The sequence below is a fragment of the Sagittula stellata E-37 genome, from assembly GCF_039724765.1.
Taxonomy (GTDB): domain Bacteria; phylum Pseudomonadota; class Alphaproteobacteria; order Rhodobacterales; family Rhodobacteraceae; genus Sagittula; species Sagittula stellata.
Genome location: NZ_CP155729.1, coordinates 3,639,736 through 3,664,464, shown reverse-complemented (window position 1 = coordinate 3,664,464; position 24,729 = coordinate 3,639,736). Strand labels below are relative to the sequence as shown.

Genomic DNA, 24,729 nt, shown 5'->3' with positions numbered 1-24,729 from the left:
TGGGCCGGACACGCGCAGGTCGGGCTGTCGCGCTTAGACGATCCCCGCCCAGACCGACAGCAGGATCATGTAAAGCAGGCCGGTCTGGATGTATCCTGCGAGGGTATAGGCACCGTCGCGGACCATCAGCCCATACATGATCATGGCCACCGCGCCGGCGCTGAAGCTGGTGAAAAAGGGCAACAGTTCAAGCGGCGGCCAGCTGAGTGCCATGATCGAGCATGTCAGGTAGGCCACAAAGCGGGCGGGGCCGCTGACGAGAATTCGCAGCCTGTTGTGGCTGTGGCGGTCCATCCAACCTGCCGGTTTGCGCAGCCAGTCAATCCCCTTTTGCAGACGCGCAGCGGATACGGCACGTCTGCGCAGCACGCCCGGGAGCCACAGGTGTTTGCGTCCGAACATGGCCTGAAGCGTGATCAGCAGCACGGTCAGCCCGCCGATTGTGGGCGTCCCCGGAATGCCGGAAATCGGCGATACGAGAATGACGGCAGGCACAAGGATCACGGCCGAGAAAGACCGCCCGCCGATCTTGTCCAGCACATTCTCGACGGACACGCGCTCCTGCCCTTCGTCGGGGCTGATGGCGTCGAGCAGGGCGTTGAGGTTTTCCGGTGCCGGACGTTCCTGAGGCGTCATTGGCCGGAGCCGTTCTGCAGCTCTTCAGCGGCGAGCACGGCACGCAGACCCGACTTGTAGTCGGGGTAGCGCAGGGTGACACCCAGTTCTTCACGGATGCGGCGGTTCGAAACGCGCTTGTTGTCGGCGTAGAAGCTGCGGGCCATAGGCGACATGTCGGCGTCCTCGAATGCCACTTCGGGAGGCGGCGGCACGTCAAGCAGTTCGGCGGCGAAGGCGATGACGTCCTGCGGCGGCGCCGGCTCGTCGTCGCAAACGTTGTAAGCCGCGCCCGGGTTGGGGCGCGCGATGGAGGCACGCAGCACCTGCGAGATGTCCTCGCCATGAATGCGCGAGAATATCTGGTCGTCCTTGATGATGCGGCGGGCTGTGCCGTTTCGCAGCTTCTCGAACGGGCCTCGACCGGGGCCGTAGATGCCCGCGAGGCGGAAACTGTGGACCGGCAGGCCGGGAATGGCGCGCCATGCGGCCTCGGCCTCGATCCGGGCGCGAGCGCGGCGCGAATGCCCGTCGAGCGGCGAAGTCTCGTCGACCCAGGCGCCGTCGGCGTTGCCGTACACGCCGGTCGTGGAGAGGTAACCGACCCACGCCAGTCCACCGGCCCGATCCGCCAGTTCCGGGCCGATCAGCCGCAATGCCGGATCGCCTTCCGCGTCCGGGGCGGCGCTCATCAGCACGTGCGTGGCCTCTGACAAGGCCCGCGCCACGGAGTCGTGCGTCCACAGGATCGCCTCCACGCCGGTCGCTTCCAGTGGACCGAGCTTGTTTGCGGATCGGGTGGTTCCGATGACGCGCCATCCTTCGGCCAGAAGGTCCGCTGCCAGAAAGCGCGCCGAGAAGCCATGGCCGAGGGATAGAAGGGTCTTTGTCATGAGGCATAGGTGGCGTCGGCAATGGAATTTGGCAAGTATTTCAATAATCCCTTTTCCCAACGTGTCTTGTCGTGTGCATTCGGGTCGAGGACATTAAAGGAGGCTTGTCCCGCATCCTCAGAAATCGAACGGTGCGGAGGGACGCTTGTCGAAGGTCCAGAAGGCCATTGCTGTACGCGCACCTGCCAGATCGGGCGAGGCGGCTTATGAAAGCGACGGCCACATATCGGAGGAGAACTTGATCACCCGGCCAGCCGCTTCGGAGCGAGGGCGCCGTGCTGGCGAGGGTCCAGGCTTGGGGGGCCGATGTGCCTCTTTGTTTTGCTGTTGGAACATCCGGTCCGCCCGCCATTGGCAAGGCTTCGCCGATGCTTTCAGGAGGGACTCGCTTGGCGCGTGCCTCTCGCCGTAAGAGATCTCCGTTCACGGAGAGACTCATGCTGCCACGCCTTACGTTGATCCTCATGCTGGCCCTTACTGCGGCCTGTTCCGCGCCGAAGCCGGAGCCCGTCGAAAAGCCCGTCGATGCGCTGCCGCTTTTCCCAAACGAAACGCCCGAATTGCGCGACGCCATTAACAAGTGGTCCGATCACTACGGGCTGCCTCGCCCGTTGGTGCATCGCCTCGCCGTCCGGGAAAGCACGCACAACCCGAAAGCCCGGAACGGCCCATACTGGGGACTCTTCCAGATCCTGCCTGCCACCGCACGCACCATGGGATTCCGCGGGTCTGCCCCCGATCTTCTCGATGCGGAGACCAACCTTCAGTATGCGCTGAAGTACCTCAAGGGCGCGTATATGGTGGCCGATGGCGACTGGGACGACTCGATTATGTGGTATGCCAAGGGCTACTACTACGAAGCCAAGCGCAAAGGCATATTGGTCGAAACCGGGTTGCGGTCGAACTGAAACGGCAAAGCGTCCGTCGCGTCGGTAGGTGATTTTGGCCGGAAGAGCTGCGCAATTGCGGGGTGCGTGCGTTCCGCGTTAGACTCTTGCCATGGCACAGGATCTGGAAGCGGCCTACGGGCTGGATACACCCGACGACAACATCGCGCTCTACCGAGACTGGGCGCAAACCTACGATGCCGCGTTTGCCGAAGACATGGACTACGTCCTGCCGATGCACGTCGCCCAAGCCTATCGCGACGGCGGCGGGACCGGACCCGTGATCGACCTCGGCGCGGGCACGGGGCTGTGTGGCGCGGCGCTGCGGACGCTGGGGATCGCTCCGGTCACGGCGACGGACCTGTCCCAGGAGATGCTGAGCGTTGCCGAAGGCAAGGGCATTTACGACCGGATCTTTACAGGTAACTTGCTGGAGCGCCTGCCGGTCGACGACGGCGCCTTCGCCGGTGCGGTGAGTTCCGGCACCTTTACCCATGGGCATGTCGGGCCAGAGGCGCTTCCCGAGGTCTTGCGCGTGATCCGGCCCGGCAGCATCGCCGTCCTATCCGTCAATGCCGCGCATTGGGTCGACAAGGGCTACGACGCGGCCATTTCGGCACTGGCCGGCACAGCCGAGGCGTCGTGGACAGAAGTGCCGATCTATGGCGCTTCGGCCAAAGGGGAACATGCGAAGGACCTCAGCCGCATCCTGACCCTCAAGCGCATACCGGTGTAGGGCGGGGCTATGCGCCGCCGCCCCGTCGGTCGGGCGCGGACCCACGGTCAAGCCGCGTAGTCTGACCCTTCGATATCCAGAATCGCCTTCAGTTCGGCGAGATGGCGGATGTCCTGTTCCGGGTACGTCTCGATCTCGTGGGCCGTCTTCTCGGCGACCTCGTCCGAAAGGAAGTCCAGTTCCACGCCGGTCTGAAGCGCCGTGATGTAGGTTTGTGCGGCGCGCTCGAAGTAGTAGAGACGGTTCCATGTCTCGGCCACCGTGTCGCCGATTACCATGACGCCGTGATTGCCCATCACCAGCGTCTTCACCTTCGGATCCTGCAAGAGTTGCGCGCAACGTTCGCCTTCCTCCTCGAAGGCCAGCCCGCCATAGGAATCGTCGATGGCGACGCGGTTGAAGAACATCGCACAGGTCTGATCCAGCGGGGGAAGGCGCTTGTCCTTCAGGCAGGCGAGGACGGTCGCATGGACCGAGTGCACATGCATAGCGCAGCGGGCATGCGGGCAATGGCGGTGCAGCGCTCCGTGCAGGCCCCAGGCCGTCGGATCGGGGGCGCCGGGGCGGTCCAGCGTGGCAGGGTCGTTCGCGTCCACCAACAGCAGGTCCGAGGCGCGTACGCGCGAGAAATGCATCTGGTTCGGGTTCATCAGGAACTTCGATCCGTCGTCGTTCACGGCAAGCGAGAAGTGGTTGGCCACGGCCTCATGCATGTTGAGGCGGACCGTCCATCGAAAGGCCGCGGCCAGATCGACGCGCTCCTGCCAGTGGTCAAGGTTCGGTCGGGTTTGTGGTGCGTTCATCTGAGCCTCCTTTGGTCCGCGTATTGCACGTGGTGCGGCCTCCGAAGTCAATCCGACAGCAGGTGCATCAGCAGGCATTCGCTGCGGCGCAGACCGCGCACATCCGGTGAGCCCGAAAGGTCGCGCGGCGCCTCGGCCAAGGCGATGACCCTGGGGTGAATGTAGGCAGAACGCGCGATGGCGGGCGTGTTATGAAGGCGGTCGGACGCCGCCTCCGCCATCGCCTTGATCGTGGGCTTGTCTGCCTGCTCGGCGGCTTCAAGCGCGGCGACCGTGCCGTTCCAGGTGCGGAACGTCTTGGCGGTCAGGCCCTCGGTGCCGGTGATGTCCTCCAGCCAGGCGTTGACCTCGCCCGAGCTGACGGCGTGCCGCGCACCATCGTCGTCGATCCATTTGACGAGTTCGGGGCCGGGCAGGTCGCCCATGCGGGTCAGGATGCGGTTTAGCGTCCGGTCCTGCAACGACTTGTCGACGCGCTTGCCGCCTTTCGCGGCGAAGCGGAAGCGCAACCCGTCGCCGTCGAGTGCGACGTGGCGCCGTTTCAGTGTGGTGGCACCATAGGTCTTGTTCTCGCGCGCATAATCGGCTGTGCCGATCCGCAAAGAGGCGCGGTCCAGCAACGCCAGTATCGCGGCGAGGGCAAAGGCGTGATCGCCGACCTCGCTCTGCCGCAGCGTCCGTCTTATGCGCCGTCTGAGACCGGGCAGCATCTCTCCGAAACTGTGCAGATGGTCGTACTTCCGGGCATCGCGCCAGGTTCGCCAGTCCGGGTGGTAGCGATACTGCTTGCGGCTGCGGGCATCGCGCCCGGTCGCCTGAAGGTGCCCGTCGGGCAACGGGCAGATCCAGACGTCTTCGTAGGCGGGCGGCACCGCCAGGGCCTTGATCCGCGCGCGCTCCGTCCGGTCATCGATCCGGGTGCCGTCCGGTGCAATGTAAGAAAAGCCACGTCCGCATCTCAGTCGGCTGATGCCGGGGCGCGAGTCGGGATAATACGTGAGGGACACCGTGGCGAGCATGTTCCGAGAACCCGCGAAGGACCCCGCCGGTTCCCGTCAGTCCAGCGGACGTGATGGCACCCAGGCGTAACCGTCCGGGCAAAGCAGATAGGCTTCGCGCAGGCCATGCGGCTTGTCGGTCGGCGGTTGCAGCACGTGGAAGCCGTGCGCACCGGCGCGGGCCGTGGCCTGGTCCGGGTCGGTTTCGAACAGGCGCAGTTCCAGACCGGCCCCGCGCGGCGGCTGCTCGGGGACGAGCGACAGCAGGGGGTTGGCGTGGTAGGTGCCGTCGGAATGAAGCTGGAACACCTGCGGTCCGTAGAGGAGGATGGCGAAATCGTCGCTGACCCGATGCGCTGTCATGCCGAAGACCGCAGACAGACGCTCCGCCTCGTCCCGAACGTCGCGCACGAGCAGGTTGACGCCAAAACCGCGCAAGGTTCGACCGAAATCTTCCGGCTTGACGGTCTCCAGGTCCATTCCGTCGATCATGTCAGTCCTCCTGACCTTTTCGGCAGGTTGCACCCGCTGCGACAAGCTGTCAACGTTCCGGGCAAGAGAGTAAGGAACACGCGATGCAAGACACCATGGAGCCGTTGAATGAACTGACCCCGGACCTGCCGGAGCCGGAACTATTCGACGACGCGCGCGCCGCAGTGGACAGGCTTTGCGAACTTTACGACGCGTCCGCGGGCTTTCTTCGGGATGGCTTCCTGCAGGCGATGGTCGAAGGGCATCCCGGGCGGCGGCTTCGCGCCTTCTATCCCGAGGTCCGTTTCACCACGGCCAGCTTCGCCAAGGTCGACAGCCGCCTGTCGTTCGGTCACGTGGCGACGCCGGGGACCTTTGCCACGACGGTGACGCGGCCCTACATGTTCCGCCACTACCTGCGGCAGCAGATCGGTCTGCTGCTGGCGAACCACGGGGTGAAAGTGCAGATCGGTGCCTCCGACGTGCCGATGCCGGTGCATTTCGCCGTTGCCAACTACCCGGACGTGACCGTCCCGCAGGAAGGTGCCGCGGATTTTGTCCTGCGGGACGTGTTCGACGTGCCGGATCTCACGACGACGAACGACGACATCGTCAACGGCGTGGCCGTGACCCAGCCGGGAGAGGCCGCGCCGCTGGCGCCCTTCACGGCACAGCGCGTCGACTACTCGCTGGCTCGGCTTGCGCATTACACGGCGACAGACCCCGCTCACTTCCAGAACCACGTCCTCTTCACCAACTACCAGTTCTACGTGTCGGAATTCGAAGCGTACGCCCGCGCGATGCTGGCCGACGAGGCATCGGGCTACACCAGCTTCGTGAGCACCGACAACACCGAGATATCTGACCCCTCGGAACAGATTGCTGTGCCCCTGCGGATGCCGCAGATGCCGACGTATCACCTCAAGCGTCCCGACGGGTCCGGTATCACGCTGGTCAACATCGGCATCGGACCGTCGAACGCCAAGACGGCGACGGACCACATCGCGGTGCTGCGGCCCCATGCCTGGCTGATGGTCGGGCATTGCGCAGGGCTCCGGAATTCGCAGTCTCTGGGGGATTTCGTTCTGGCACACGGCTACCTGCGCGAGGACAAGGTCCTGGACGACGACCTGCCGATATGGGTGCCGATCCCTGCGCTGGCCGAGATCCAGGTGGCCCTGGAAGACGCGGTCGCGGCCGAAACGCAGCTTTCTGGGTATGACCTGAAGCGGATCATGCGCACAGGGACGGTGGCGACCGTCGATAATCGCAACTGGGAACTGCGCGAACACACAGGCCCGGTCCAGCGCCTTTCGCAGTCGCGGGCAGTGGCCTTGGATATGGAATCCGCGACGATCGCGGCCAACGGATTTCGCTTTCGCGTGCCTTACGGGACGCTGCTGTGCGTGTCCGACAAGCCGCTACACGGCGAGCTGAAATTGCCGGGCATGGCCTCCGATTTCTACAAGACGCAGGTGGCACGCCACCTGAGAATCGGAATAAGAGCCATGGAATCACTGCGCGACATGCCGCTGGAACGCATACACAGCCGCAAACTGCGCAGCTTTGAAGAGACTGCATTCCTCTGAAGCGTCAGTTGACCTGAGGGAAACAGGCACAAAATGCACAATATTGGTTGGGTGTAAGCCACGAATTATTGTGTTTCCCGCCCATATCCGGTTTTAATGCCGCGCAGAGGCCCAAGGGAGTTTGGGCAGTGATAAAGCGCTCATGCAGGTAGGCGGTGGCGCATCAGAAGGAGACCATGAAATGGCGAAGCCGATGACAAAGACCCAGCTTGTGGCTGCACTGGCAGAGAAGATGGACGCGGACAAGAAGACCGCGAACGCTGCTCTGGACAGCCTTGTGGAAATCATTACTTCCGAAGTGGCTGACGGCGGTGCCGTGACCCTTCCCGGCGTTGGCAAGATCTACTGCCGTGAGCGTCCGGAACGCATGGTGCGGAACCCCGCCACCGGCGAGCAGTTCAAGAAGGAAGCCGACAAGCAGGTCAAGATGACCATTGCGAAGGCTCTGAAGGACAGCGTAAACGCCTGATCGCTGCAGAGGCTGATCCGGCCGCAGGGCGGAAGCTTTTGGTCGTGCAGCGCTCGATCGGGGCCAACGCCCCCACAGATATAAAGAGGGTCGTCCATGCTGGCGGCCCTTTGTCGTTTGAGGGGCTCAATAGCCGCCGATGGCCGGACGCTCCTTCCATTCGTACTTGTCACCGGCACTCTCCGGAGGGGCGAGGTCCAGCATCGACGCGCGTTCATAGACAACCTGCGTCGGCACGTTCAGCACGTCTGCCACAGCCTGCGCGCGCCCTTCGTACCATAGATTGCGGAACGCTTCGTCCGGCATCAGCAGGATGTAGGCGAAGCGGCGCGCCTCCATCTGCGCCGCGAGTTCCTTGGGCCGGTGAAGCGCCTGCACCCCGCACCCGGGGTGCTTTTCGCGGGTGATCGGAACGTGCAGGATCCAGTGGCCGATCCCGATGGCGGCTGCGACGCGGTCATTCTTCGGGCGCCCGTTCTTCGGAAGCCAGATCACCGCACGCTTGTGCAGCGGCACGTCCAGCATCATTTCGTGCGGCGGGCTGGAGTACTCGATGTCGACGTTCAACGCCCGGCACAGCCCGTCAAGCGGCCCCTCTTTCAGGCAGACCCCCGGGTGATTGGCCAGAAGGTCGCTTATTGTCGCCTCGATCTCTTCCTGGGAGACGTTCGAGGCGATGGGTTCCACATAGGGATAGTCTGGGTAACGGGCCGGCATGCGAACGCTCCATATTGGTGGATTTGTCCAGTCATGCCACGAAACAGGTTGACCGTTTCTCAACCCTCGCTACGCATCAAGCCGGAATATGTCTGCAATACACAGCAAAACCCGGCTGTCCGGCGGATTAGACCTCGGACAGGCGGGCTTTCTGGCGGCCATCGCCGTCGAAGTTCCCGTGCGAGAGCCAGCGGTCGAAGCGTGCCTTCAGCGCTGGCCACTCGGCGTCGATGATCGAGAACCACGCCGTGTCGCGGTTGCGGGCCTTGTAGATCGTCGCCTGTCGAAACGTGCCTTCGTATGTAAAGCCCAGCCGCTCTGCCGCACGCATCGACGGCGCGTTCAGCGCATCGCATTTCCACTCGTAGCGCCGGTATCCAAGAGTGTCGAAGGCGTGACGCATGAGCAGGACCATCGCTTCGGTCGCCAGGGCCGTGCGTTGCAAGCGGGGTGCAAAGTGGATGAAGCCGACCTCTGCGGACCCCACGGAAGGGTCGATCCTGAGAAGCGAGCAAAAGCCCGACGCCACGCCATCCGCATCCTCTACGGTGTAGAATTGTGGATCGGCCGAACCCTGCGCTGTGCGGCACCAGCGGGCGGCGGCCTCTTCTGTGTCCCATGCGTCGATGGGCAGATAGGTCCAGCCGGTGCCAGCCGTGTCCGCCGCAAAGGCGGCGTACAGCCCAGACGCGTGTTCCTCGCGCAGCGGTACAAGACGCCCGAACCGCCCGTCCAGCGCAACGTGCGGCGGACGGGGGCGCGGGAAATGTGGGGCCACGGACACGCCTATGGGCTGCCCGTGGTCATTGGTCGGGGTCACGCGAAGATACGCCCGAGCGCACCGTCGACGGCAGAGACGATCTCGTCGATGTCGTCCTTCGTCGCGATGAGTGCGGGCGAGAAGCACAGCGTGTTGTTGCGCCCCGGGACGGACCGGTTGGTCGCGCCGATGATGACGCCCTGCGCCATGCAGTCCGCAACCACAGCTTGCACCTGCGCCTCGGGCACGACGTCCTTCGACTGGCGGTCGGTCACCAGTTCGGCGCCAAGGAACAACCCCTTGCCGCGCACGTCGCCGATGACCTTGTGCCGGTCGGCCAGCGCGTTGAGCTGGTCGAGCATGTAGGCGCCCATGTCCGTTGTGTTCTCCAGCAGCCCCTCTTCCTCGATGATCGCCATGTTCTCGATGGCGGCCGCCGGACCTGCCGTGCAGCCCCCGAAGGTGGAGATATCGCGGAAGTAGTTCATCGGGTCGGTGGCATCGTCCTTGAACATCTCGAAGACGCGCTCGGACGTGACCATGCAGGCGATGGCCGCATACCCGGAAGCGACGCCCTTGGCCATGGTCACGAAGTCGGGCTCGATGCCGTAGTGCTGGTAGCCGAACCAGGTGCCGGTCCGGCCCACGCCGCAGACCACTTCGTCGATGTGCAGCAACACATCGTACTTGCGGCAGATCTCCTGCACCTTCTGCCAGTAGCCCTCCGGCGGTGCGATCACGCCGCCGCCTGCGGTCACCGGCTCAAGGCAGAGCCCACCCACAGTGTCCGGCCCCTCGGCGAGGATGACCTTTTCGATCTGCTCCGCGGCCCACTCGCCGTAGTTCTCGACCGGCGCGCCGTCCTGCTCGTGCTTGCGGTATTCGAGACAATGCGGGACGCGGACGAACCCGGGAGTGAAGGGGCCGTATTGCGCGTTGCGCTCGTCCTGACCGCCCGCCGACAGGCAACCGATGGTCGTGCCGTGATAATCGCGGTCGCGGTACAGGATCTTGTGCTTCTTGCCGCCATGACGCTTGTGCGCGATCTGGCGGATCATCTTGAAGGCCTTCTCGTTCGCCTCCGAGCCCGAGTTCGTGTAGTAGACGCGGGTCATCCCCGGCATCTTCTCGATCAGCTTTTCGGCAAAGAGCGCGCCGGGCACCGATCCGGCAGAGCCCGCAAAGTAGTTCAGCCGCATGAGCTGGTCGTAGACCGCCTTTGCAATCCGCTCGCGGCCGTAGCCCACGTTGACCGTCCAGACACCGCCGGACACGGCGTCGAGGTGTTCCTTGCCCGCCTGGTTCCAGACGCGCATGCCCTTGCCCTCGATGATGATATTCGGGTCCTTCGTCTCGAAGGGCTTGTGCTGCACAAGGTGGTGCCAGACGTGGGCCTTGTCTGCATCCACCACGTGGGAAAGATCGTTCTGGGAGTAGGTGCCGTCCATCATCGTGAGAGACTCCTTAAGAGGCGGGATTTGATCCAGTTGGCCGTAATTTTGAGCGGCTTATAGGGCCAGTTGAGGCGCTCATATGGTGCCAGTTTGTCGCTTGCCGGTTGCGCACGGAATCGATTTCTCATGAATCTCAGGTGGTTGCCAGAATAATTCGAGGCCGGTCAGGGTGCGCAGAACCTATGGGGTACAAGGTCTGTCCGAAAAATCGTTGATCGGCTGCCTGTTTGCTGGTCGGATCGGACGCGGCGTCCGAAGCGAGGCGTCCGCGGGCCGGACCCGCGTAAAGCCCCCGCAAGGACGGGGACAACACGGGAGATGTATCGATGAAAAAGACCCTTCTGGGCGCCGTGGCCGGTATGGCCGTCATGGCAGGGATGGCGCAGGCCGAAGAAATCACCGTTGGCTACTTCCTCGAATGGCCAATGCCCTTCCAGTACGCGAAGGCCGAAGGCATGTACGAAGAGGCGATGGGCGTGGACGTCAACTGGGTCAGCTTCGACACAGGGACCGCGATGAGCGCCGCGATGGCTTCCGGTGACGTGAACCTGTCCGTCAGCCAGGGCGTGCCGCCCTTCGTGGTTGCGGTTTCCGCAGGTCAGGATCTGCAGATCCTAGACGTCGCGGTGTCCTATGCCGACAACGACAACTGCGTCGTGGCCGAGGCGCTGGAGATCGACAAGGACTCTGCCGGGGAGCTTGCTGGCAAGAAGGTCGCCGTCCCGCTGGGCACCGCTGCGCATTACGGTTTCTTGAAGCAGATGAACCACTTCGGCGTGGATATCTCTTCCATGGAAGTGGTCGACATGGCACCGCCGGACGGTGCCGCCGCCATCGCGCAGGGCTCGGTCGATATGGCCTGCGGCTGGGGCGGTTCGCTGCGCCGCATGAAAGAGCACGGCAATGTCCTGCTGACCGGCGCCGAGAAGGAAGATCTGGGCATCCTGGTGTTCGACGTGACCTCCGGCCCGGCTGGCTGGGTGGCCGAAAACTCCGACATCGTATCGCAATTCCTTGCCGTGACCGCAGAGGCGAACGCCATGTGGGCGGACGAAGCCAATCATGAGAAGATGCTGCCGGTCATCGCCAAGGACGCGGGGATGGACGAAGAAGCCACCATGGCGACCATCTCGACCTTCGTCTTCCCGACGGTCGAGGACCAGCTGACCGAAAAGTGGCTGGGCGGCGGCGCGCAGGAGTTCATGAAGGGGGTGGCCGACGTCTTCGTCGAGGCGGGATCCATCGATTCCGCACTCGACAGCTACGCTGGCAACGTAAACACCGGTCCGCTCGAAGCGGCGAACGGCATGTAAGACCTGCGCCGCGGCAGTGGCCCTGCCGCGGCGCCATCGGGCCGGGTTCGGTGGTTCGCCGTATGACTGTGCCCGCGACCCGATCCGTCGGGCCAGAACTCCGCACTCAGAAAAGGAGGTGGCATGAGCGGTCTCGCCATCGAAAACCTTTCCATGCGCTTCGATCTGCCGAACGGAAGTTCGGTGCAGGCGCTGAAAGACGTGTCGCTTACCCTTGCCCCTGGCGAACTCATGAGCGTCCTTGGCCCCTCGGGCTGCGGAAAGACCACGCTTCTGAACATCGTCGCGGGTTTCCTTGCGCCGACCGAAGGGCAGATCGTGATGAACGGGCACCGGGTGCGTGGCCCGGACCGCGAACGCGGAATGGTGTTTCAGCAGGGTGCGCTTTTCGAGTGGATGAACGTGCGGGAAAACGTGTCCTTCGGCCCCCGCATGGCAGGCAAACGTGAACGCGACTGGGCCCAGACCGTCGATCACCTTTTGGAGGTCGTGGGCCTTAAGGACTTCAAGGAAAAGGCAGTTTACGAATTGTCGGGCGGGATGCAGCAGCGTGTGGCCCTGGCCCGCTGCCTCGCGAACGAACCGGACGTGATCCTGATGGACGAACCCTTGGGCGCTCTGGACGCGCTGACGCGCGAGAAGATGCAAGGTCTGGTTCTGAAACTCTGGAAGGAGACGGGCAAGACCATCATCCTCATCACCCACTCGGTCGAGGAGGCGCTGCTGCTGGGGGAGCGGCTGCTGGTCATGGCGCCGCGCCCGGGTCGCATCCACACGGAATACCGTCTGCCCTTCGCCGACATGGGCGTCAACGCGGACCTGCGAGAGGTGAAGAAGCACCCCGACTTCGGCCAGAAACGCGAGGAGATCCTCGGGATGATCTGGGACATGGAAGAGGAAATCATGGGACGATCGGAGACGGCGGAATGAGCGTTCTCAGAGCAGGGGTGCACGTGATGCAGCAAGACAGGGGAGAAGCGTCATGATCGTCTTCCTCATCTACGCCATCGTCTTTGTCGTGTCTTTCGTGCTGGTGAAGTTCATCGTGCGCAAGACGACGACCGACTACACCTCTCTCAAGACGGTGACGTTCGGCGACGAAAGCGCCGTGGTGCCGAACCGCATCGCCAGCGTGATCTCGATCCTTGTGATCTTCCTGTTGTGGGCGGCTTTCACCGGTTCAAAGCTTGTGCCGGGCTTCCTGCACGCTCCGGGTCCCTTCATCGGCGACGCGACCTTTACCTACACCGCAACGGCCGACGGTGTCGAACCGGACGACGCCACGGTGACGGTCCGGGTGTTCGAGGTCGGTACGGATGCAGACGCGCCGGAGGTCGATCCCGGTGAGGGCTGGGCGAAGAACGACAGCGACAGCGTGGGCGCCTGGCGCTCCGGCCTGATCCGGGTCGACCGCAACGACGAGATGGACCGCGACGCAGGCCACACCGTGATCGCGGTGAACGGCGAACCCATCGAGCCGGGCGGCTCCGTCATGACCGAGTTCGGGCGGGTGGGTATGTCGCCCAAGGGCACGCTGAACTTCGAACCGGCGAAGGGCTGGCAGATGGAGCCGATCTGGCTGCCGCCGCCCGAAGCCGTCCTGGCCCGCCTCGGCGAAATCGCCTCTGACGGCTATCGCGACTCGACCCTGTGGGAACACCTCGGTTATTCGTTGTTCCGCGTGATCCTCGGCTTCTTCTTCGGAGCGCTGGTGGGCATTCCGCTGGGCTACGCAATGGGTCTCTCGGACTGGTTTCGCGGCTGGTTCGATCCGATCGTGGAATTCATGCGCCCCGTGCCGCCGCTGGCTCTGATCCCGCTGGTCATCATCTGGGCAGGCATCGGCGAGCTGGGAAAGATCATCCTTTTGTTCCTGGCCGCGCTCTGGATCATGGCCATCGCCGCACGGGCCGGGGTGTCCGGCGTGGCGATTTCCAAGGTCCACGCCGCCTATTCGCTTGGCGCGTCCAAGTGGCAGATCATGCGGCACGTCATCGTACCGAACTCCCTGCCGGAGATATTCACCGGCGCGCGGGTGGCGATGGGGGTCTGCTGGGGCACCGTCGTCGCGGCCGAGCTTGTCGCGGCAGAGAAGGGGGCCGGGATGATGATCATGGTCGCCTCGAAGTTCCAGCTGACCGACATCGTCATCATGGGGATCATCCTGATCGGCATCATCGGCTTCGGGATCGACATCCTGATGCGATGGGCCGAACGGGTGCTGGTGCCTTGGAAGGGCCGGGTCTGAACCTGCACCTGTAGGACCCGGAACGCACGAGTGGACTGCCGGTGTGACCGGCGGTCCTTTTTGTTGGGGGAGCACACCAATCCGGTGCATTCGAACGGCCCAACCGTGTGGGCCATTTCAGGGGCACCGACAGTCGGCGTTCCGAAATCGCGCCGGCCCCGCAGGACCCGCGCGTTCGGCGGTTCCGCGGATCAGTTACTCTCTGACGTGTCCGTTTCGGCGTCCTGCTCCGCAGGCGTCTCCGTCGTCGAGGGGGCTGCCTCCGAGCTCATCCCGTCGAGCATCGTCATGAGCTGCAGCACCTGCTGGTCCAGCCACACGCGCCCCTTGTTGACCGTGGCCACGTAGGCGTCCAGCGCAGGCGCGACCTGCGGCACGGACATGGAGATCTTGGTGGCGTTGGCGTAGGTGCCGATGGCCAGCGCGGCAAGAACGATCACCAGCAGGAAGCCCTTGCCGAAACCGCCCGACTTCGGATCGGTCGCGGTCGCGTTGCGCTCGGCGGAGTCGATGACGCGCGGCTCGGAAGTGGAGCGCAGCGTCTGGTTGATTTCGTCCACGTCCGGGAGGAGGTCGCGCCGCGAACTCGCTGCCGCAGCCGCGACCGCTTCTGCCGTTGCCCGGCCTTCGTCCTGGTCGGGGGGGGCGGTTTCGGGGACAACGGGCGGGGCCGGGCGCCTGGTGGACTGCGGTGCCGTGGCCTCGTCCCCGCGGATGCGGGACATGCGTTCGCGCGCCTGCCTCGACCGGCGCGCTCGTTCGTCCTCATCCGGCTCTCCCAGACCGAGGTCCGGTTGCGTCTCCAGCGATTCCGCCGTGCGCCTGCGGGCTTCGTAGTCGCGTTCCTCGCGGAAGATCTCGGCCACTTCCGGATCGAGTCCGCGCGGCTTTGCCTCATCCGTGGACGGTAAAGGTTCGGGCTCCGTCTCGACCCCGTCTTCCTCGTCGTCCACTTGCGCGACCGGCGCGGCGGCGCGGCGAGAGAGGTGGGGCCGTTCGGCGGGGGGGATGGAAGATATCGCCTCTGCCGGCTCGTCCTCCGGCGTCCATTCTTCGTCCGGCACGGGCTGGTTCAGATCCTCGGCCAGATCCGCATCCATATCCGGGTGACGCTGGAACCACGTGTGGCCGCAGTTGGAACACTGAACGTCGCGACCGCCCTCGGGGATGACCTCCGCAGGGACGTCGTATTGCGCTCCGCAATTCGGGCAAATCAGCCGCATGCTGCTCCGATCCTGTCTCTCATCGCCCCTTCGCGGGCGTTGCATTAACCATAGGTGCGATGACACAAGGGGAAAAGTCCATTTCTGGCCTATGAGCCGCGTTGCACAACCGGGCTTGCACTGGCACAACAGGGTCAACAAAAGGGTGAGGGCACACGACCCGTGATCGAGCTGGAAAACGCGGCCTATTCCTATAGCGGGGAGGCGCTGCTTACCGACATTTCGCTGAAGCTGGCGCCGGGAACCTTCCACTTCCTCACCGGCCCTTCCGGCGCGGGCAAGACGACGTTTCTGAAGCTGTGCTACGGCGCGCTGAAGCCAACGGCGGGGACAGTCCACATTTTCAGCGAAGACGTGACGCAGATGGATCGCAACGCCGTTGCCTACATGCGTCGGCGCATCGGTGTGGTCCACCAGGATTGCCAGTTCCTCGACCATCTTCCGGTGGCGGAAAACGTGGCCCTTCCTCTGACCGTCTCCGGCCAAGCGGACCCGAGCCAGGCCGACAACCTTCATGAACTCATGAGCTGGGTCGGACTGACCGGCAAATTCGACGCCCTGCCGCCAGAGCTGTCCGGCGGGGAGCGTCAGCGTGCGGCGCTTGCCCGCGCGCTGATCCTCAGCCCGGACGTGATCCTTGCCGATGAACCCACAGGCAACGTCGACTGGGAAATGTCGCAAAGGCTTCTGCGGCTGCTGATCGAGCTGAACAAGATGGGCAAGACAGTGATGATCGCCACCCACGACCTCGCCCTGATCCGCGCCGCGAAGGCGCACGTGCAGGCCCGGGTCCTGCGCATTCAGAACCGGTCTCTGCAGACCGCGGGGGCGGACCTGTGATCGCGCGGCTCGCCAGCATCCGCGGCCTCGTGAAAGGCGATCGAGGTGCGGACCGGGTCGTGCCGCCCTCCGGATTCACCGTGCGCCTGACGCTGCTGACGTCTATCGCGATGGCCTTCCTGACCATCTTTGCGCTGGCGTTGTCACTGGCCGCCGGACGGCTCGCCACGAGCTGGGGGGACGAACTGGCGCGCGCCTCGACCGTGCGCATCTCTGCCCCCGAAGGGCAGATGGCCGAACAGGTGGCGGCGGTGCTGACGGTGCTGGAGCAAACGCCGGGCGTTGCCTCTGCCCGCGCCCTGAGTGCCGACGAACAGCGCGCGCTGCTTGAGCCATGGTTTGGTCCGGGGCTGCCGGTCGAACAGCTTCCGGTGCCCCAGCTCGTCGAGGTTCTTGAGACCGGCGACGGCTACGATTCAGACGGGCTGCGCCTGCGGCTGCAGGCCGAGGCACCCGGCGCGGTGCTGGACGAACACAGCCGCTGGCGCAAACCGCTGGTGGCGGCGGCCTCGCGGCTGCGTCTGCTGGGCTGGACCTCGATCCTGCTGATCGGCGCGGCCACCGGGGCAATGGTCACGCTGGCCGCCCACGCTGCACTGGCCGCCAATGCGCAGGTCATCGCCGTCCTTCGGCTGGTCGGCGCCACAGACCGATACATCGCGCAGGCATTCGTCCGGCGCTTTACCCTGCGGACGTTGACCGGTGCCGCCGCCGGCACCGTTCTTGGGATGCTGGCGCTTGTTTTGATGCCCGCAGCCGGTGATGTGGAGGGGCTCTTGACGGGGCTGCGCTTCGAGGGCTTCCAATGGCTCTGGCCGCTGTTCGTGCCGCCGCTGGCCGCACTGGTGGCCTATATCGCGACCGACCTTGCGGCACGGCGTGTACTGGGGGAACTGGCGTGATCCAGTGGGTACGTTCGGCGATATTCGTCTTCCAGCTTTACTTTGCCATGCTCGTCCTCGGGATCGTCTTCCTGCCTTGGGCGCTGTTCTCCAGCCGCGGTGCCCGGATGGCGTGCAAGTCCTTCTGTGCCTGGACCCGCTTTACCGCACGCTGGATGGTTGGCCTGCGGACCGAGGTTCGGGGACCGGTTCCGCAGGGCGAAGTCCTGATCGCCGCCAAGCACCAATCCTTCCTCGACATCATTCTGATCTTCGGCGCCGTACCTGCCGGCAAGTTCATCATGAAGCAGGAACTGCTCTACACGCCCATTATCGGGCAGTATGCCTACCGCATCGGCTGTGTGCCCGTCTCGCGCGGAAAACGCGGGGCTGCCATCGCCCGGATGCTGTCGGACGTGGAGAAGGGGGCGGCCGATCCCGGACAGCTCATCATCTATCCGCAGGGCACTCGCGTCGCTCCGGGCGTAAAGCAGGGCTACAAGGTTGGTGCGGCGCTGCTCTATGAACAGACCGGCCAGCCCTGTGTTCCGGCGGCGACCAACGTCGGTTTGTTCTGGCCGCGCAAGGGCATCCTGCGCAAGCCGGGACTGGCCGTCGTCGAGTTCCTTCCGACCATAGATCCGGGCCTTGGCCGAGAGACTTTTCTGATCCGGCTGGAGACGGAGGTCGAGGCGGCTTCGAACGCTCTGATGCGCGAGGCCGGTTTCGACCCCAAGGAGTAAGCCAATGAAGCCCATAGCGACCGTCCCGGACCTTGAGGCGCTTTATCCCGAAGCGGTCCCGGCCGCGCTGGTCAAGGTTTCGCCAAGCCTGACGCCGCTCTATCGCCGCTGGGTAGAGGCAGCACGGTTCTGTATCCTTTCCACGGTCGGGCCGGACGGTGTGCATGGTTCGCCGCGCGGCGACGATGGCCCGGTGATCCGGGTGGATGGCGCCGAGCGTCTGCTGATGCCCGACTGGCGCGGCAACAACCGGCTCGATTGCCTGCGGGATATCGTGTCCGACGGGCGCTGTGCCCTTCTGTTCATGATCCCCGGCACCCACACTACGGTCCGCGTAAATGGCCGCGCATTCCTGACCGACGACCAGGATCTGCGGCAGAGCTTTGCCAAGGGCGACCGGCTGCCCGCCACGGTCATCGTGGTCGACGTGACAGAGGTCTACACGCAATGCGCCAAGGCACTGATGCGCTCGGGGCTCTGGCCGCGTGACCCGCAACTCGACCTGCCGACGGTGGGCGAGATCCTCGCCGACATGTCGCAGGGCGCGCAGGGCGGTGCGGACTACGACCGCGCCTATCCGGACTACGCAAAGACCCGTCTTTGGTGAAACGGGGTGGGCCAAGCGGGCCTGACCCGGACACTGACCACGTAATGCGGCCCTGATCGGCAGGCGTGCCTTCGATGGTGCCGCCGCCGATCCGTTGCTGGATGCCTCGGCAACCCGGCATCGAGCGGTATCGCATGAACCCATGCCAGGTGAAACAACAAGGGGCGCGGTCCGGACCGCGCCCCTTTCCATCCGTTTTCGACTCCGGCTACGCAGGGCAGATGGCGTCGGTCAACACCCTCAGGAGTGGATAGCGCCGTCGCCGCAGGCCAGCGCCGCCTCGCGCACCGCTTCGGAGAAGGTCGGGTGCGCGTGGCATGTCAGGGCGATGTCCTCAGCGCTGGCGCCGAATTCCATACCGACGCAGATCTCGTGGATCAGGTCGCCCGCGGCGGGGCCGATGATGTGGCAGCCGAGGATGCGGTCCGTTTCCTTGTCGGCCAGCAGCTTCACGAAGCCGTCGCCCTGGAACACGGCCTTCGCCCGGCCGTTGCCCATGAAAGAAAACTTGCCGACCTTGTAGTCCTTGCCAGCCTCTTTCAGTTGCGCCTCGGTGGCGCCGACCATGGCGACCTCGGGGGCGGTGTAGATCACCGAGGGGATCACGCCGTAGTTCACGTGCCCATGTTTCCCGGCGATCACCTCCGCGCAGGCCATACCCTCGTCCTCGGCCTTGTGGGCCAGCATGGGGCCCTCGATCACGTCGCCGATGGCGTAGATTCCGTCGACAGACGTCTTCCAGTGGTCGTTGACCGCAATCTGACCGCGCTTGGTCATCTCGATTCCCAGCGCGTCCAGTCCCAGGCCCCCGGTGAAGGGTTTGCGGCCGGTCGCGACCAGTACCACATCCGCGTCAACGGAATGTTCGCTATCGTCCTTGCGCAGCTTGTAGGTGACCTTGGCCTTGGTCTTTGTGGCTTCCACCTTGGACACGGCGGCGCCCATCGTGAACTCAAGGCCCTGCTTCGACAGCAGTTTCTGGAACTGCTTCTGGACCTCGGCATCCATGCCCGGGGTGATGTGATCGAGGAACTCGATGACCTGCACCTCGGAGCCGAGACGCTTGTAGACAGAGCCCATTTCCAGCCCGATCACGCCCGCACCGATCACGACCATCTTTTTTGGCACCTTGGGCAGGGCCAGGGCGCCGGTCGAGTCCACGACCACACCGCCCTCGTTGTCCACGGTCACGTCCGCGCCCGGCACGCTGGCCACTTCGGAGCCCGACGCGATGATGATGTTCTTGGCGTCATAGGTCTCGTCGCCGACCTTGACCTTGCCTTTTTCCGGGATCGAGGCCCAGCCCTTCAGCCAGTCGATCTTGTTCTTCTTGAACAGGAATTCGATGCCCTTGGTGTTCTGTCCGATAACGTCGTCCTTGTAGGCCAGCATCTGCTTCCAGTCGACGGAGGGGCTTTTACCCTTCAGGCCCATCTTGGCGAAGTTGTGCTCGGCCTCGTGCAACTGGTGCGAGGCATGCAGCAATGCCTTCGACGGGATGCAGCCCACGTTCAGGCAGGTGCCGCCCAGCGTCTCGCGGCCTTCCACGCAGGCGGTTTTGAGGCCGAGCTGCGCGCAACGGATGGCGGCAACGTAGCCGCCGGGACCGGCACCGATGACGATGACGTCGTATTGGGACATGTCGTTTTCCTTCTGTCTGAGGGGGAGGAGGCAGTGCCCCCGCTCCGGCGGAGCCCCCCGGGAGTCGTTCAGCCCGAAACTGGGCCGGGTGTGCGGGGCCGATCGGTCACAGGAGGCACCAGATCAGCATGAAGACGGTGGCGAGAAACCCCGCGAACCAGATCAGCGAGCGCCAGGGCGCCCAACCGAAGAGATACGCGGGCACGTAAAGAACCCGCGCTACGAGATAGACCAGAGCCGCGGCTGCTGTGAACTCGTCTCCGATATCAGAGTACGTAACCACCATGACAGCGATGGAGAAGAGGATCAGCCCTTCGAAATGGTTGTTGAGCGCACGCTGCGCGCGGCCCGCCAGACCGGTCAACTGGCGCGGCTCGTCCCGTGGCGAAGCGGCATAGCGCGTACCGACCTGCATCTGCGCTGCCACGGAGTAGATCGCGAACTGCACGGCCTGCAACAGAGCCGCGAGCGTCAGGATTGTAAGCTCCGGGGTCATACGAAAGCCGCGACGATCATGATCAGCGTGGACAGCAATCCCGCCATGAAGAGGTAGGACCGCCAGGGCACCCATCCGAGGGCGTAGGCCGGAAGATAGAGCGCACGTGCCGCCACGAAGACCCATGCGAAAAGCGCCGTAACCCAGCTGTTCGAATCGGTGAACTGCACGAGCACGACGGCGATTACGAACGGGGCGATGTTCTCTGTATGGTTGCCCAACGCGCGTTTCAGTCGCTCGGTCTCGACAGACAGATCCATGGACCCGTCCCGTGGGGAAAGATTGCCTTCCCGGCCAACGTCCTTCTCGAAGGATTTCTGCGACCAGACGACGGCCGCCAGATGTACCAGCACGGTCGCGGCAAGGGCTGCCAGTTCGGGGGTCATTTAGTGTCTCCTTTCGCTGTGCCAGCAGGTCTTGCGTGGTTTGCAGCGACGTCGTGGAATGTGGGCGCCGCAATAGACAATGGTATGTCGGAACGGATCATGCCGGGCGCATCTCTTTGGTCCAGGCCGCGCGGTTCTCTGCCGTCAGGACCTTTGCCCGCTGTGCGGCGAAGGCATCGGCGCAGGCCAGTTCCAGCTGGGCGAAATCTGGATCCCGGCGCCACTCCGCCAGACGTGACCGTACACCGGGAAGATATTGCAGCATCTCCGGTGCGTCGACGTCGTTGCGGTTGGCCTGCCGGTGCCAGCGAGAGTTCAGGTGGTATTTCGCATCGCCTCTCTTGCCTTGCCCGTCGCCACGGTCGTTCTTCAGCAGGAACACATCTTCGGACCGCACCGCGTAGTGATAGACTTGGGCAGAGGTCGCGCGGGCTGCAACCTCGTGCGGCCGGAAGCGCGCCGACTTCTTCTGATAAAGGGAGGCATTGGACAGCAGCGCGCCGTCCGGCGTCATCACTTTCGGGTCGGGGATTTGCGGCTCCAGCGGGTTGTGGTCGGTGGCGCGGGCAAAACTCGCGACGCGGAAGAGGCACTTGAATTTGGTGATACCCGGTACTGGCTCAGCTTCCGCACGGGTGTTCCTCTCCAGCACGAGGTCGCCAGGCGTCCACTTCGTCACGCCGCTGTCGCCGAAGGTGCGCCACGGCAGGGGCACCACGTCCGCGCCATGCGTCCGTTCAATAAGATCAGCCAAATCCCCTTCGGCCAGGCAAAGGAATTCGTCGGCGTCGATGTGCAGTATGTGGGTGACGCCCGCCTCCCGCGCCCAGGCCAGGACCAGATCCATCGCGGCATCCTGCGGCGGACGGCCAGCCGGATCGTGATCGATGTGGTCGACCATGCCCCGACTGGCGAGATGGGCCAACAGCGCATCGGTGCCGTCGCTGCAGCCGTTGGTCGCCACCACGATCCGGTCGAAGCCCAGGCCCGCATGGTACGCCAGCCATTCCGGCACGAAGATGCCTTCGTTTCTCATGCAGGACACAAGCGCGATGCGGGCCGGGGGCGTCACGTCAAACGGTCTCCAGCATGTGCGAGGCAGAGGGCGGATGGCCAAGCCCGGCTTCCTTCGAAAGCCACGCCTTTGCCTTGTCGGCGTCGTTGACCGAGAACAGCGCCCAGTGCCTGCCCGTGCCTTCGCGCCACATTTGCAGCAGTGTCAGGCCCACCTGACCGCGCGCCTCCGCGTCCGCGTCGAAAGCGGACGGATCGAAGCTGTCGAACCTGAGAAGAAGTTGGTGTGTCATGCGGCCTCCAGTGCCTTGGCGATCCGCCGGGCGCGGTCGTCGAAGGTGAGGCCGCGCGCCGAGGGATGTATGGTTTCGATATGGTCGATACCGAACCAACGTAGGACGGAGGCCGCGTCCGTCCCGAGCGCGATGGGCTTTCGGTCCATCAGTTCGTGCTGGCCGACCGCCTCGAACGACGCGCGCCTGTCCTTGGCCGGGATAACGGACGACCGCTTCGCCGTCAGCAGGCCGAAGACGGGGGTGATGTAGATGTCTGCGCGCACAAGGCCAGCGAGGACCAGAACCTTGTCGATGACACGGTTGTAGTGGTTGCCGGGCAGGTAGCCCTGTTTCGTCAGGATGGCCCGGTTGGCATTGGCCGAAGGCGCGTCGAGCCAGTCCTTGGAGATCAGCATCGGCCCTGTGAGATTTCCGGAAGTCATCTGAATGGGCGAGACGTATTCGCCGTCGAAACCTTCCTCTGCGAATGTCTTGTACCCGGGCAGGGCGAAAGCGCGGCGGCGGCGGATGGCGTCAGGTACCGTAGAAAGCATTTTCTATTGGGCTTTCCAAAAAGTCCCATCATCAAATGCGATCGCCGTAACTTCGGTCTCGATTGATCCTGTTCCATTAGCCTCGAAGATCTTCAACTTATCGTAGGGTTGGTCGCCGATAAACTGATTGTCCTCCCAATAATAGAAGGCCGACGCCTTCGATGTAGCACCCGGTGAGATACGCTCGCTGCTTTCACCGGAAAAATTGAAAAGAGCATCGCCAAATGCAGACCGGAAAGTCGTAGAAAAGCGGTAGCCCACTACGGTTTTGTCGGTAGTGTTCGTTACGATAGGCATAAAGCGCACCGTGTTTTGATTGTAGTTTCCAGCATTATGCGTGAACAAAGGCTCGCCGATCTCGAGCGGCGCTCTGCTAGCAGCCTCCAAAACAATTTCGGAGAACGTTCCATCTTCGTTTAATTCAAACTGCCGTCCATCAGTCGCCGTGATGACCTCAGCATTTGCTGAAGTACACAGAAGAAATAGCGCAGCTAGCCAGCGGAACGGCATTTCATTCTCCTCTTCGAAAGAAAAGAGTCTGACGAGAAGACTCGCCAGACCCTTTAACTGTTACAGGTCCATCAGCAGGCGGCGGGGGTCTTCCAGTGCCTCTTTCACGCGGACGAGGAATGTCACTGCGCCCTTGCCGTCGACGATGCGGTGGTCGTAGCTCAGCGCCAGATACATCATCGGGCGGATCTTGATCTCGCCGTTGATGACCATCGGGCGGTCCTGGATCTTGTGCATGCCGAGGATGCCGGACTGCGGGGGGTTCAGGATCGGCGAGGACATGAGCGAGCCATAGACGCCACCGTTGGAGATGGTGAAGGTGCCGCCCTGCATCTCTGCCATGGACAGCTTGCCGTCACGGGCGCGCTTGCCCTTCTCGTTGATCGCCTTCTCGATTTCCGCGAAAGACATGCTGTCGGCGTCGCGGATCACCGGAACCACCAGACCCTGCGGCGTGCCCGCCGCGATGCCCATGTGCACGAAGTTCTTGTAGACGATGTCGGTGCCGTCGATCTCTGCGTTGACTTCGGGCACTTCTTTCAGCGCGTGGCAGCAGGCCTTCGTGAAGAAGGACATGAAGCCCAGACGAACGCCGTGCTTCTTCTCGAAAAGGTCCTTGTACTCGGACCGCAGCGCCATGACCTCGGTCATGTCCACTTCGTTGTAGGTGGTCAGGATCGCGGCGGTGTTCTGCGCGTCCTTCAGGCGGCGTGCGATGGTCTGGCGCAGGCGGGTCATCTTCACCCGCTCTTCGCGTGCCTCATCTTGGGCCGCGACGGGCGCACGCGGTGCAGAGGCCGGAGCGGATGTCGCAGGGGAAGCGTTCGCGGCAGCCACGGCTGCGGCCACATCTGCCTTCGTCGCGCGACCGTCCTTGCCGGTGCCCTTGACCTGATCGCGGGAAACACCTGCTTCGGCCATGGCCTTTTCGGCTGCCGGGCCGTCCTTGATGTCCTTGCCCGGCCCGCCATCGCCCGCGGGCGGTGTGGAGTACTGCGTGTCCTTCGGTGCGGTCTCTGCTTTCGGCGCGGCGGAAACACCCTCGCCGGAGGCGATCACCGCAAGCTTGGCGTTGGCTTCGACGGTTTCGCCTTCCTGGGCGACGATCTCCGTCAGTGTGCCGGAGGCCGGAGCGGGCACCTCGACCGAGACCTTGTCGGTTTCCAGTTCGCAGAGCATCTCGTCTTGTGTGACGCTGTCGCCGACCTTCTTGAACCAGGTGGATACGGTCGCTTCGGTCACGGATTCGCCCAGAGTGGGCACCACGACGTCGACGCTGTCGCCGCCACCGGAGGCGCTGCCCCGGCTTGTCTCGGCATCATTTTCGCGGGGTTTCGTCTCTTCGGGGCCGGCGCTGCCAGATTCGGCGATGTTGGCCAGAAGGGCATCGACGCCCACTGTATCGCCTTCCTTTGCCACGATGTCCGACAGGGTGCCGGCAACGGGCGAGGGCACTTCGACCGTTACCTTGTCGGTTTCCAGTTCACACAGCATTTCGTCCACGGCAACGCTGTCGCCTGGCTTCTTGAACCAGGTGGCCACGGTGGCCTCGGTCACCGATTCCCCAAGGGTGGGGACGCGTACTTCGGTCATGTTTTAACTTCCT

General features: G+C 63.9%; 28 protein-coding genes. 11 read left to right on the top strand and 17 right to left on the bottom strand.

All coding sequences use genetic code 11. The features are described from left to right. Window positions 1–33: 33 nt before the first annotated feature. The gene (locus tag ABFK29_RS17475) at window positions 34–636 is read right to left on the bottom strand and encodes an exopolysaccharide biosynthesis protein (RefSeq protein WP_005859018.1); all 603 of its coding nucleotides are present in this window, start codon (window positions 634–636) and stop codon (window positions 34–36) included. Continuing rightward, a complete protein-coding gene (locus tag ABFK29_RS17470) occupies window positions 633–1,508 on the bottom strand; it encodes an SDR family oxidoreductase (protein ID WP_005859016.1) in 876 nt (291 codons plus the stop codon). The genes ABFK29_RS17475 and ABFK29_RS17470 overlap by 4 nt, the downstream gene beginning before the upstream one ends. 437 nt (window positions 1,509–1,945) lie before the next feature. On the opposite strand from ABFK29_RS17470, the gene ABFK29_RS17465 reads away from it, so the two are divergent. Further along, window positions 1,946–2,416: a transglycosylase SLT domain-containing protein gene (locus ABFK29_RS17465; protein WP_005859015.1), complete on the top strand. Its 471-nt coding sequence runs from the start codon at window positions 1,946–1,948 to the stop codon at window positions 2,414–2,416. Window positions 2,417–2,507: 91 nt separating this feature from the next. Continuing rightward, window positions 2,508–3,131 carry a class I SAM-dependent DNA methyltransferase gene (locus tag ABFK29_RS17460; RefSeq protein WP_005859013.1) on the top strand — a complete coding sequence of 208 codons (624 nt, stop codon included), beginning with the start codon at window positions 2,508–2,510 and terminating at the stop codon, window positions 3,129–3,131. Window positions 3,132–3,178: 47 nt separating this feature from the next. Here ABFK29_RS17460 and ABFK29_RS17455 read toward each other — a convergent pair whose 3' ends face one another. From ABFK29_RS17455 to ABFK29_RS17445, 3 genes are read right to left on the bottom strand one after another with little or no spacing between them, the layout of a single operon-like run. Continuing rightward, on the bottom strand, window positions 3,179–3,934 hold the full coding sequence (locus ABFK29_RS17455) for a class II aldolase and adducin N-terminal domain-containing protein (RefSeq protein ID WP_005859010.1): 756 nt from the start codon (window positions 3,932–3,934) through the stop codon (window positions 3,179–3,181). Window positions 3,935–3,981: 47 nt separating this feature from the next. After that, window positions 3,982–4,953, bottom strand: coding sequence for a DNA topoisomerase IB (locus tag ABFK29_RS17450; protein WP_005859008.1), 972 nt, complete (start codon window positions 4,951–4,953; stop codon window positions 3,982–3,984). A gap of 36 nt (window positions 4,954–4,989) precedes the next feature. After that, window positions 4,990–5,412, bottom strand: a complete 423-nt coding sequence (locus ABFK29_RS17445) for a VOC family protein (RefSeq protein ID WP_040604593.1) — start codon at window positions 5,410–5,412, stop codon at window positions 4,990–4,992. 95 nt (window positions 5,413–5,507) lie between these two features. Between ABFK29_RS17445 and ABFK29_RS17440 the strand changes: the two genes are divergently transcribed. Further along, window positions 5,508–6,992 carry an AMP nucleosidase gene (locus tag ABFK29_RS17440; protein WP_005859004.1) on the top strand — a complete coding sequence of 495 codons (1,485 nt, stop codon included), beginning with the start codon at window positions 5,508–5,510 and terminating at the stop codon, window positions 6,990–6,992. Window positions 6,993–7,173: 181 nt separating this feature from the next. Continuing rightward, window positions 7,174–7,461 (top strand): HU family DNA-binding protein, encoded by a 288-nt coding sequence (locus ABFK29_RS17435; protein WP_040604563.1) that lies wholly within the window; start codon window positions 7,174–7,176, stop codon window positions 7,459–7,461. Between the two features lie 126 nt (window positions 7,462–7,587). Here the strand turns inward: ABFK29_RS17435 and ABFK29_RS17430 are convergent, their stop codons facing one another. The 3 genes from ABFK29_RS17430 to ABFK29_RS17420 form a co-directional block, all read right to left on the bottom strand. Then, the gene (locus ABFK29_RS17430) at window positions 7,588–8,178 is read right to left on the bottom strand and encodes an ImmA/IrrE family metallo-endopeptidase (RefSeq protein ID WP_005858999.1); all 591 of its coding nucleotides are present in this window, start codon (window positions 8,176–8,178) and stop codon (window positions 7,588–7,590) included. A gap of 127 nt (window positions 8,179–8,305) precedes the next feature. Further along, window positions 8,306–8,998: a GNAT family N-acetyltransferase gene (locus ABFK29_RS17425; protein ID WP_040604562.1), complete on the bottom strand. Its 693-nt coding sequence runs from the start codon at window positions 8,996–8,998 to the stop codon at window positions 8,306–8,308. Next, the gene (locus ABFK29_RS17420) at window positions 8,995–10,386 is read right to left on the bottom strand and encodes an aspartate aminotransferase family protein (RefSeq protein ID WP_040604592.1); all 1,392 of its coding nucleotides are present in this window, start codon (window positions 10,384–10,386) and stop codon (window positions 8,995–8,997) included. Before ABFK29_RS17420 ends, ABFK29_RS17425 begins: the two co-directional genes overlap by 4 nt. Before the next feature lie 332 nt (window positions 10,387–10,718). On the opposite strand from ABFK29_RS17420, the gene ABFK29_RS17415 reads away from it, so the two are divergent. The 3 genes from ABFK29_RS17415 (at window position 10,719) to ABFK29_RS17405 (ending at window position 13,953) form a co-directional block, all read left to right on the top strand. Next, entirely contained in the window at window positions 10,719–11,705 is a 987-nt protein-coding gene (locus tag ABFK29_RS17415) for an ABC transporter substrate-binding protein (RefSeq protein ID WP_005858995.1), read from the top strand. A gap of 123 nt (window positions 11,706–11,828) precedes the next feature. Then, the gene (locus tag ABFK29_RS17410; protein ID WP_005858993.1) at window positions 11,829–12,635 is read left to right on the top strand and encodes an ABC transporter ATP-binding protein; all 807 of its coding nucleotides are present in this window, start codon (window positions 11,829–11,831) and stop codon (window positions 12,633–12,635) included. Between the two features lie 52 nt (window positions 12,636–12,687). Next, window positions 12,688–13,953, top strand: coding sequence for an ABC transporter permease subunit (locus tag ABFK29_RS17405; protein WP_005858991.1), 1,266 nt, complete (start codon window positions 12,688–12,690; stop codon window positions 13,951–13,953). A 191-nt stretch (window positions 13,954–14,144) separates the two neighbouring features. Here ABFK29_RS17405 and ABFK29_RS17400 read toward each other — a convergent pair whose 3' ends face one another. After that, the gene (locus tag ABFK29_RS17400; protein ID WP_050772418.1) at window positions 14,145–15,176 is read right to left on the bottom strand and encodes a zinc-ribbon domain-containing protein; all 1,032 of its coding nucleotides are present in this window, start codon (window positions 15,174–15,176) and stop codon (window positions 14,145–14,147) included. Window positions 15,177–15,338: 162 nt separating this feature from the next. Here ABFK29_RS17400 and ABFK29_RS17395 point away from each other — a divergent pair, with 162 nt between their 5' ends. Genes ABFK29_RS17395 through ABFK29_RS17380 form a run of 4 tightly spaced genes read left to right on the top strand, consistent with a single transcriptional unit; the run spans window position 15,339 to window position 18,247 of the window. Beyond that, entirely contained in the window at window positions 15,339–16,016 is a 678-nt protein-coding gene (locus ABFK29_RS17395) for a cell division ATP-binding protein FtsE (protein ID WP_005858987.1), read from the top strand. Further along, on the top strand, window positions 16,013–16,918 hold the full coding sequence (locus tag ABFK29_RS17390; RefSeq protein WP_005858985.1) for a cell division protein FtsX: 906 nt from the start codon (window positions 16,013–16,015) through the stop codon (window positions 16,916–16,918). Before ABFK29_RS17395 ends, ABFK29_RS17390 begins: the two co-directional genes overlap by 4 nt. Window positions 16,919–16,965: 47 nt before the next feature. Continuing rightward, entirely contained in the window at window positions 16,966–17,640 is a 675-nt protein-coding gene (locus ABFK29_RS17385; RefSeq protein ID WP_005858983.1) for a lysophospholipid acyltransferase family protein, read from the top strand. A gap of 4 nt (window positions 17,641–17,644) precedes the next feature. Beyond that, window positions 17,645–18,247, top strand: a complete 603-nt coding sequence (locus ABFK29_RS17380) for a pyridoxamine 5'-phosphate oxidase family protein (protein WP_005858981.1) — start codon at window positions 17,645–17,647, stop codon at window positions 18,245–18,247. Window positions 18,248–18,487: 240 nt separating this feature from the next. On the opposite strand, the gene lpdA is transcribed toward ABFK29_RS17380, so the two are convergent. The 8 genes from lpdA to odhB form a co-directional block, all read right to left on the bottom strand. Beyond that, window positions 18,488–19,888 (bottom strand): dihydrolipoyl dehydrogenase, encoded by a 1,401-nt coding sequence (gene lpdA / locus ABFK29_RS17375; RefSeq protein ID WP_005858979.1) that lies wholly within the window; start codon window positions 19,886–19,888, stop codon window positions 18,488–18,490. 106 nt (window positions 19,889–19,994) lie between these two features. Then, window positions 19,995–20,384 carry an MAPEG family protein gene (locus ABFK29_RS17370; RefSeq protein ID WP_005858977.1) on the bottom strand — a complete coding sequence of 130 codons (390 nt, stop codon included), beginning with the start codon at window positions 20,382–20,384 and terminating at the stop codon, window positions 19,995–19,997. Next, the gene (locus ABFK29_RS17365) at window positions 20,381–20,770 is read right to left on the bottom strand and encodes an MAPEG family protein (RefSeq protein WP_005858975.1); all 390 of its coding nucleotides are present in this window, start codon (window positions 20,768–20,770) and stop codon (window positions 20,381–20,383) included. Before ABFK29_RS17365 ends, ABFK29_RS17370 begins: the two co-directional genes overlap by 4 nt. 97 nt (window positions 20,771–20,867) lie before the next feature. After that, the gene (locus ABFK29_RS17360; RefSeq protein WP_005858973.1) at window positions 20,868–21,842 is read right to left on the bottom strand and encodes a glycosyltransferase family 2 protein; all 975 of its coding nucleotides are present in this window, start codon (window positions 21,840–21,842) and stop codon (window positions 20,868–20,870) included. 1 nt (window position 21,843) lies between these two features. Beyond that, on the bottom strand, window positions 21,844–22,077 hold the full coding sequence (locus ABFK29_RS17355) for a hypothetical protein (protein WP_005858971.1): 234 nt from the start codon (window positions 22,075–22,077) through the stop codon (window positions 21,844–21,846). Continuing rightward, window positions 22,074–22,613 (bottom strand): hypothetical protein, encoded by a 540-nt coding sequence (locus tag ABFK29_RS17350; RefSeq protein ID WP_005858969.1) that lies wholly within the window; start codon window positions 22,611–22,613, stop codon window positions 22,074–22,076. The genes ABFK29_RS17355 and ABFK29_RS17350 overlap by 4 nt, the downstream gene beginning before the upstream one ends. A gap of 3 nt (window positions 22,614–22,616) precedes the next feature. Beyond that, entirely contained in the window at window positions 22,617–23,123 is a 507-nt protein-coding gene (locus ABFK29_RS17345) for a hypothetical protein (RefSeq protein ID WP_005858968.1), read from the bottom strand. Window positions 23,124–23,183: 60 nt separating this feature from the next. Then, window positions 23,184–24,716 carry a 2-oxoglutarate dehydrogenase complex dihydrolipoyllysine-residue succinyltransferase gene (gene odhB, locus ABFK29_RS17340; RefSeq protein ID WP_005858966.1) on the bottom strand — a complete coding sequence of 511 codons (1,533 nt, stop codon included), beginning with the start codon at window positions 24,714–24,716 and terminating at the stop codon, window positions 23,184–23,186. Between the last annotated feature and the right edge of the window lie 13 nt (window positions 24,717–24,729).

What these genes read in the sequence shown, in the direction of transcription:
- ABFK29_RS17475 (WP_005859018.1), bottom strand. Translation starts at nt 636, where the DNA reads ATGACGCCTCAGGAACGTCCGGCACCGGAAAACCTCAACGCCCTGCTC.
- ABFK29_RS17470 (WP_005859016.1), bottom strand. Translation starts at nt 1,508, where the DNA reads ATGACAAAGACCCTTCTATCCCTCGGCCATGGCTTCTCGGCGCGCTTT.
- ABFK29_RS17465 (WP_005859015.1), top strand. Translation starts at nt 1,946, where the DNA reads ATGCTGCCACGCCTTACGTTGATCCTCATGCTGGCCCTTACTGCGGCC.
- ABFK29_RS17460 (WP_005859013.1), top strand. Translation starts at nt 2,508, where the DNA reads ATGGCACAGGATCTGGAAGCGGCCTACGGGCTGGATACACCCGACGAC.
- ABFK29_RS17455 (WP_005859010.1), bottom strand. Translation starts at nt 3,934, where the DNA reads ATGAACGCACCACAAACCCGACCGAACCTTGACCACTGGCAGGAGCGC.
- ABFK29_RS17450 (WP_005859008.1), bottom strand. Translation starts at nt 4,953, where the DNA reads ATGCTCGCCACGGTGTCCCTCACGTATTATCCCGACTCGCGCCCCGGC.
- ABFK29_RS17445 (WP_040604593.1), bottom strand. Translation starts at nt 5,412, where the DNA reads ATGGACCTGGAGACCGTCAAGCCGGAAGATTTCGGTCGAACCTTGCGC.
- ABFK29_RS17440 (WP_005859004.1), top strand. Translation starts at nt 5,508, where the DNA reads ATGCAAGACACCATGGAGCCGTTGAATGAACTGACCCCGGACCTGCCG.
- ABFK29_RS17435 (WP_040604563.1), top strand. Translation starts at nt 7,174, where the DNA reads ATGGCGAAGCCGATGACAAAGACCCAGCTTGTGGCTGCACTGGCAGAG.
- ABFK29_RS17430 (WP_005858999.1), bottom strand. Translation starts at nt 8,178, where the DNA reads ATGCCGGCCCGTTACCCAGACTATCCCTATGTGGAACCCATCGCCTCG.
- ABFK29_RS17420 (WP_040604592.1), bottom strand. Translation starts at nt 10,386, where the DNA reads ATGGACGGCACCTACTCCCAGAACGATCTTTCCCACGTGGTGGATGCA.
- ABFK29_RS17415 (WP_005858995.1), top strand. Translation starts at nt 10,719, where the DNA reads ATGAAAAAGACCCTTCTGGGCGCCGTGGCCGGTATGGCCGTCATGGCA.
- ABFK29_RS17410 (WP_005858993.1), top strand. Translation starts at nt 11,829, where the DNA reads ATGAGCGGTCTCGCCATCGAAAACCTTTCCATGCGCTTCGATCTGCCG.
- ABFK29_RS17405 (WP_005858991.1), top strand. Translation starts at nt 12,688, where the DNA reads ATGATCGTCTTCCTCATCTACGCCATCGTCTTTGTCGTGTCTTTCGTG.
- ABFK29_RS17400 (WP_050772418.1), bottom strand. Translation starts at nt 15,176, where the DNA reads ATGCGGCTGATTTGCCCGAATTGCGGAGCGCAATACGACGTCCCTGCG.
- ABFK29_RS17385 (WP_005858983.1), top strand. Translation starts at nt 16,966, where the DNA reads ATGCTCGTCCTCGGGATCGTCTTCCTGCCTTGGGCGCTGTTCTCCAGC.
- ABFK29_RS17380 (WP_005858981.1), top strand. Translation starts at nt 17,645, where the DNA reads ATGAAGCCCATAGCGACCGTCCCGGACCTTGAGGCGCTTTATCCCGAA.
- lpdA (WP_005858979.1), bottom strand. Translation starts at nt 19,888, where the DNA reads ATGTCCCAATACGACGTCATCGTCATCGGTGCCGGTCCCGGCGGCTAC.
- ABFK29_RS17370 (WP_005858977.1), bottom strand. Translation starts at nt 20,384, where the DNA reads ATGACCCCGGAGCTTACAATCCTGACGCTCGCGGCTCTGTTGCAGGCC.
- ABFK29_RS17365 (WP_005858975.1), bottom strand. Translation starts at nt 20,770, where the DNA reads ATGACCCCCGAACTGGCAGCCCTTGCCGCGACCGTGCTGGTACATCTG.
- ABFK29_RS17355 (WP_005858971.1), bottom strand. Translation starts at nt 22,077, where the DNA reads ATGACACACCAACTTCTTCTCAGGTTCGACAGCTTCGATCCGTCCGCT.
- ABFK29_RS17350 (WP_005858969.1), bottom strand. Translation starts at nt 22,613, where the DNA reads ATGCTTTCTACGGTACCTGACGCCATCCGCCGCCGCCGCGCTTTCGCC.
- ABFK29_RS17345 (WP_005858968.1), bottom strand. Translation starts at nt 23,123, where the DNA reads ATGCCGTTCCGCTGGCTAGCTGCGCTATTTCTTCTGTGTACTTCAGCA.
- odhB (WP_005858966.1), bottom strand. Translation starts at nt 24,716, where the DNA reads ATGACCGAAGTACGCGTCCCCACCCTTGGGGAATCGGTGACCGAGGCC.